Here is a 2,224-nt window from a genome sequence, read left to right as displayed (position 1 = left end):
GTTTAGATAAAGGGATAGAGCAAAAAGTAGATTCTGTTTTACAGTTGATGACGCTTCAAGAAAAAATTGGCCAAATGGTGCAATATGCTGCGGGAGGAGATTTAACAGGGCCATCGTCCTCTAAAAGTAATAAAACTAAAGCCGAAAAAATTAAAAAAGGATTAGTTGGTTCTGTGCTAAATGTAGTTTCTGTTGAGGAAGTTCGCGAAGCGCAAGAATTAGCAATGCAATCACGCTTAAAAATTCCTTTAATTTTTGCGTATGATGTTATTCACGGCTTTAAAACGATATTTCCTATTCATTTAGCAGAAACCGCAAGTTGGGATTTAGGGTTGATAAAAAAATCTGCAGAAATTTCTGCAAAAGAATCAGCAGCAGCAGGTTTAAACTGGACGTTTGCACCAATGATAGACGTTTCTAGAGATGCAAGATGGGGTAGAGTTATAGAAAGTGGAGGAGAAGATCCTTATTTGAATACAGTTGTTGGCGTTGCTAGAATAAATGGTTTTCAAGGCGATGATTTATCGGACCCAAATACCATTGCAGCTTGTGCAAAACACTTTGCTGGATATGGTTTTGCAGAAGCGGGTAGAGAATATAATACTGTATCTGTTGGAGAGTTTGAATTACATAACTCAATATTACCACCATTTAAAGCAGCTGCAAAAGCAGGAGTTGCTACTTTTATGAATGCTTTTAACGATATTGATGGCATCCCAGCAACAGGACACAAAATTTTACAAAGAGATATTTTAAAAGGAGCTTGGAACTGGAATGGTTTTGTGGTTTCAGACTGGGGCTCTATTGGCGAAATGGAAATTCATGGGTTTGCAGCAAATAAAAAACACGCGGCAGAAATCGCTTTAAATGCAGGTTCTGATATGGATATGGAGTCTTATTCTTACGAAGGATATTTAGAAGAACTAGTTTCAGAAAATATTAATTATTTAACGTATATCGAAGATGCTGTAAAAAGAATTTTAAGATTAAAATTTCAATTAGGGTTGTTTGACGATCCTTTTAAATATTGTGATGAAGAAAAAGAAAAAAACAATATTTATACAAAAGAACATTTAGCAATAGCTAGAGATGTAGCAAAAAAATCAATCGTACTTTTAAAAAATGAAAACAAACTTTTACCGGTTTCTAAAAGTGTAAAAAGTATTGCTGTTATTGGGCCTTTTGGTGATGATAAAGATAATCCGATAGGGAATTGGCGTGGAAAAGGCGTTTATAATTCAGCGGTTTCTTTATTAGAAGGTGTAAAAGCAAAAGTGAGTAAAAACACAAAAGTGTATTATGAAAAAGGCATCAATTTAACCATACCAACTGTAAAACCTGGAGATAATCAATTCATGGTTCCTCTTAAAATAAATAAAGACAATAGAGCAGGAATTGAAAAAGCTGTAAACATTGCGAAAAAATCAGAAATTGTTTTCTTGATGATGGGTGAAGACGCTTATCAATCAGGAGAAGGGAGAAGTGCCACTAATATCGATTTTGCGGGTTTGCAAAATGAATTAATGCAAGCAGTTTACAAAGTTAATAAAAATATAGTTTTAGTATTGGCAAATGGTAGACCAATGGATATTTCTGAAGCTGATAAAATTCTTTCTTCAATTTTTGTTACCTGGCATTTAGGGTCAGAATCTGGTAATGCTATTGCAGATGTACTGTTTGGCGATTATAATCCGTCAGGAAAATTACCAGTATCTTTTCCAAGAAATGTGGGCCAAGAACCTTTGTATTACAATCAAAAAAATACAGGAAGACCTTATAACGATAAAGATGTAACTTACTCTGGTTATGCAGATTCTAAAAAAACACCTTTGTATCCTTTTGGTTATGGGTTAAGTTACACTACTTTTTCTTACGATAATTTAAAAGTAGATAAAAAAACCATGACTACTGATGGTTCAATAACACTTTCTGTAGATGTAAAAAATAAGGGTAAGGTTGCAGGAGAAGAGGTTGTACAATTGTATATAAGAGATTTAGTGGCAAGTGTTATAAGACCTGTTAAAGAATTAAAGGGTTTTCAGAAAATTAATTTAAATGCAGGAGAAACGAAAAACATAACTTTTAAGATTGATAAAGAAGTGCTTCAGTTTTACACCATCAATAGAAAATGGGAAGTAGAATCTGGCGAATATTTACTTTTTGTGGGCGGAAATTCATCAACAAAAATGAGTCAAAAAATAGTGGTAGAATAATTTTTTATATT

The 2,224-nt window shown here is 33.4% G+C and carries 1 protein-coding gene; it reads left to right on the top strand.

Annotated elements, in window-relative coordinates:
* Positions 1 to 2,213 (top strand): beta-glucosidase BglX (gene bglX / locus ACTG3S_RS08805; protein ID WP_439128987.1); only part of this gene is annotated, 2,213 nt, incomplete at its 5' end.
* Between the last annotated feature and the right edge of the window lie 11 nt (positions 2,214 to 2,224).

Origin of the sequence: Polaribacter sp., assembly GCF_965656025.1 — a bacterium.
GTDB lineage: Bacteria > Bacteroidota > Bacteroidia > Flavobacteriales > Flavobacteriaceae > Polaribacter.
Note: the sequence above shows the minus strand (reverse complement) of the source record. Positions and strands in the feature narration are given on the sequence as shown.